The sequence below is a fragment of the uncultured Rikenella sp. genome (assembly GCF_910579375.1).
Taxonomy (GTDB): domain Bacteria; phylum Bacteroidota; class Bacteroidia; order Bacteroidales; family Rikenellaceae; genus Rikenella.
The window spans coordinates 1-4,218 of the sequence record NZ_CAJTUJ010000158.1; the positions used below are offsets into that span (position 1 = coordinate 1).

Below are 4,218 nucleotides of genomic sequence, written 5' to 3' on the forward strand. Positions count from 1 at the left end.
GAAAACCCCAGCCCAACGAACCAACCGAGATTTGGGCCGCCGGCAGCGGGAGGATGCGCAAGCATCCGTCTAAAGTTTTTTTGGTTCTTTTTGTTCACAAAAAGAACAGTACCCTCCAGATAAGGAGTAGCATAATCGAATAATTAACAGCAATTTAGATATGGAAAAGAAGAAAGTAGTGCTCGCCTTTAGCGGCGGATTGGATACCTCGTACTGCGCGATTTACCTCGCCAAAGAGATGGGGCTTGAAGTGCACGCCGCCCTGGCCGACACCGGCGGGTTCACCCCCGAAGAACTCGACAAGATCGAAAGCCGCGCCAAAGGACTTGGTGTCGCCAGCTACGTACGGCTCGACGTGTCGCACACCTACTACGAACAGAGCATCAAATACATGATCTTCGGCAACGTGCTCAAGAACAGCACCTACCCGATTTCGGTCAGCTCCGAGCGGATTTCGCAGGCCACCGCCATCGCCAAATACGCCAAAGAGATCGGCGCCGACTACCTGTGCCACGGTTCGACCGGCGCAGGCAACGACCAGGTGCGGTTCGATATGATTTTCAACATCATCGCGCCCGAGATCGAAGTAATCGCCCTGATCCGCGAGAAACGCCTTTCGCGCGAGGAAGAGATCGCCTATCTGCGTTCCCACGGCGTCGATTTCGACTTCAAGAAAGCCGAATATTCCATCAATCAGGGGATTTGGGGCACCTCGGTCGGCGGGAAAGAGACCCTCACCTCGTCCGAGACCCTGCCCGAAGAGGCCTACCCGTGCCAGCTCAAAGTGGCTCACGACGCGCCCGCCAAGCGCATTACGCTGACTTTCGAGCAAGGGGAACTCGTGGGCATCGACGGCAAACATTACGACGATAAGGTAAAGGCTATCCAGGATTTGCAGCATATCGCCGCGCCGTATGCCATCGGGCGGGATATGCACGTCGGGGATACCATTATCGGGATCAAGGGCCGTGTCGGGTTCGAAGCGGCTGCGCCGATGATTATCATCAAGGCGCACCACATGCTGGAAAAACACGTGCTGACCAAGTGGCAGCTCTTCTGGAAAGACCAGCTTTCGGCTTTCTACGGAAACTACCTCCACGAGGGCCAGTACTACGATCCGGTGATGCGCGATATGGAGGCATTCCTCGACAGCTCGCAGCGGAATGTGACGGGGGATGTCTTCGTCGACTTGCTGCCTTATCGGTTCTTCGTGGTGGGGATCGAGTCGAAACACGATCTGATGTCGAACAAGTTCGGGGCTTACGGCGAAACGATGAGCAACTGGACGTCGGATGATGTCAAGGGTTTCGGCAAGATTTTCGGCAACCAAAACGCGATCTATTACGCGGTCAATCCGTCCGAAATCGAAAAATAACCGTTCGCTTATCTGTACTTTGTGCCGGATAGAACCGTACCTTTCTTGAAAGAAAGGTACCCAAAGAACTTTTGCAGAGGTCGTCCCGGTGGGCCCGACCACGGGTTCTCTCCGCCTTGTTTCGTTGGGCTAAGATTTTCAGGCGAGGCGCGCATGGGGTTCTCGCCTATTATTAGCGCGCCCGCCGAAAATCCAGCCCAACCTACCGGGCAGACACGGCCAGAGCATCCCGTAGGGATGCGCTCTGAAGTTTTTTTGGTTCTTTTTGTTCACAAAAAGAACAGTACCCTCCTGGGTAGGTACCGATAAAAGAACGATTAATTTTAAAATTATGGAGAAGATACGAGTAGGAATTATCGGAGGGGCCGGTTATACCGGCGGCGAAGCCGTGCGTCTGTTGATACACCACCCTGGCGTCGAGCTCGCGTATGTGCACAGCAACTCGAACGGCGGGAACCTGGTGAGCGACGTGCACGCCGATTTGTTCGGCGATACAGAGATGCGGTTCACCGACTCGCCGATCAGTCAGCTGCCGAAAGTCGACGTGATGTTCTTGTGCGTCGGACACGGAGACGCCCGGAAATTCCTGGAGGCCAATAAGATTGCCGCTGATGTGCGGATAATCGACCTCTCGCAGGACTTCCGGATCGCACCCGACACCGCTATCAACGGGCACGAGTTTGTCTACGGCCTGCCGGAACAGAATCGGGAGGCTATCAAAGAGGCGAAAAACATCGCCAATCCGGGATGTTTCGCCACCTGTTTGCAACTCGCCCTGTTGCCCTTGGCCGCCAAGGGATTGATCCGCGGGGATGTGCATATCTCAGCCACGACCGGCTCGACCGGAGCGGGGCAGAAGCTCGCAGCGACGTCGCATTTCTCGTGGCGGGCCAATAACTTGTCCACCTATAAGGTGTTCGAACACCAGCACTTGCGCGAAGTGGGGCAGATGATCCGGACGTTCGAACCCGCTTTCGACGGGGCGGTGAACTTCATTCCGTACCGGGGGGACTTTACGCGAGGGATTATCGCGTCGGTCTACACCGATTTCACCGGAACTTTGGAAGAGGCACAGGCCATTTATAAGGATTACTATGCTTCGGCGGCTTTCACGCACGTCAGCGACAAGGCGATTTCGCTGAAACAGGTCGTGAACACCAACAAATGCTTGCTCCACCTGACGGTGCACGAGGGCAAACTGCTGATTATGTCTGTGATCGACAACCTGTTGAAGGGTGCATCTGGTCAGGCGGTGCAGAACATGAACCTGATGTGCGGTCTTCCGGAAACGATGGGGCTCCACCTCAAACCACTGGCTTTTTAGTCATTCGCTTTGACTACGGCAGCCCATGCGATACGAAGTATCGCCGAAAGTTTTTTTTGTTCTTTTTGTTCACAAAAAGAACAGTACCCTCAAACCAACGCGCGCCGCGCCTAAGGAGGGAAATTAGTTGGAACAACTGAATGTTGTTCTGACAATAATTTCCCCGGCGCGCGGGTACCCCTGAGGCATTCCAATCGGGAGTTTGCTTGCCCCAACAGGAGGGTACTGCCCTCGGGCCGGACGGGTCCCGCGTGCCCGCGGTGGGCTTGCAAAACTTCGTTTTGCTTAGACTGCCGGGTAAGAGCAAAAAACTAAGCATAAAATACGACAGACCATGAAATTATTCGACGTATATCCCCTTTACGACATCGAGATCGTCAAAGCGGAAGGTTCCACCGTGTGGGACGAAAAAGGAGAAGAATACCTCGATTTTTACGGCGGCCACGCCGTGATCTCGATTGGGCACACCCATCCGCGGTATGTGAAGCGGCTGACCGACCAGCTCGGTAGAGTCGGATTTTACTCCAACTCCGTGCGGATCAGCGCCCAGAAAGAGCTCGTCGAGAAACTCGGCAAACTGTCCGGACATGACGACTACCAGCTCTTTCTGTGCAACTCCGGAGCCGAGGCCAACGAGAACGCCATGAAACTCGCCTCGTTCCACACCGGACGGAAAAAGATCGTTGCCATGCACGGCGCGTTTCACGGTCGGACCTCGCTCGCCGTCGCCGCGACCGACAATCCGAACATCACCGCTCCGGTGAATCGGACAGAGAACGTCATTTTCGTCACCCTGAACGACGAGCAGGAACTCGAAAAACTGTTTGCCACACAAGGGAACGAGATTGCTGCTGTGATTCTGGAAGGGATCCAGGGCGTCGGCGGCATTCGGATCGCCTCCGACGACTACCTGCGGAAAATACGTTCGCTTTGCGACCAGTATGGAGCCTTGTATATCGCCGACAGCGTGCAGTGCGGCTGCGGACGAACCGGGAAATACTACTCCCACGACTGGGCGGGAGTCAATGCCGATATCTACACCATGGCCAAAGGGATCGGGAACGGGTTTCCGGTGGCTGCCGTCTCCATTGCGCCGCACATCGCACCGAAATACGGCATGCTCGGAACGACCTTCGGCGGGAACCATTTGGCTTGCGCCGCTGCGCTGGCGGTGGCAGAGGGGATGACCGAAGACGGGCTGGTGGAGAATGCGAAGAAGATGGGCGACTACCTGATGGCCGAATTGAAGAAATTGCCGAACATCAAAGAGGTGCGCGGCAAAGGGCTGATGATCGGCGTCGAACTGAACGAAGAGAGCGCGCCGTTCCGCAAACGGCTGTTGTTCGACGAACATATCTTCGTGGGGTCGTCGTCCGACAAGAACACCTTCCGGCTCTTGCCTGCCTTGAATATTACGCAGGCGCATTGCGACCGGCTGCTGGCTTCGCTGCGCAAACTGTTGGCGTAAATTTCTTTGGGGCGGAGATATATGAATCGGGGCTCTATTCCTTCCGGAATA

Annotated in this window: 3 protein-coding genes; all 3 read left to right on the forward strand. The window is 55.4% G+C overall.

Features of this window, described 5'->3' with window-relative positions; translation table 11 throughout:
* Window positions 1–160 precede the first annotated feature (160 nt).
* The 3 genes from QZ302_RS08990 (at window position 161) to QZ302_RS09000 (ending at window position 4,167) form a co-directional block, all read left to right on the forward strand.
* Window positions 161–1,375, forward strand: a complete 1,215-nt coding sequence (locus QZ302_RS08990) for an argininosuccinate synthase domain-containing protein (protein ID WP_294594626.1) — start codon at window positions 161–163, stop codon at window positions 1,373–1,375.
* Window positions 1,376–1,706: 331 nt separating this feature from the next.
* Window positions 1,707–2,699 (forward strand): N-acetyl-gamma-glutamyl-phosphate reductase, encoded by a 993-nt coding sequence (gene argC / locus QZ302_RS08995; RefSeq protein WP_294594628.1) that lies wholly within the window; start codon window positions 1,707–1,709, stop codon window positions 2,697–2,699.
* 334 nt (window positions 2,700–3,033) lie between these two features.
* Window positions 3,034–4,167 (forward strand): aminotransferase class III-fold pyridoxal phosphate-dependent enzyme, encoded by a 1,134-nt coding sequence (locus QZ302_RS09000; protein WP_294594630.1) that lies wholly within the window; start codon window positions 3,034–3,036, stop codon window positions 4,165–4,167.
* Window positions 4,168–4,218: the final 51 nt, after the last annotated feature.

Coding starts and splice junctions, on each gene's coding strand:
- QZ302_RS08990 (WP_294594626.1), top strand. CDS start 161: ATGGAAAAGAAGAAAGTAGTGCTCGCCTTTAGCGGCGGATTGGATACC.
- argC (WP_294594628.1), top strand. CDS start 1,707: ATGGAGAAGATACGAGTAGGAATTATCGGAGGGGCCGGTTATACCGGC.
- QZ302_RS09000 (WP_294594630.1), top strand. CDS start 3,034: ATGAAATTATTCGACGTATATCCCCTTTACGACATCGAGATCGTCAAA.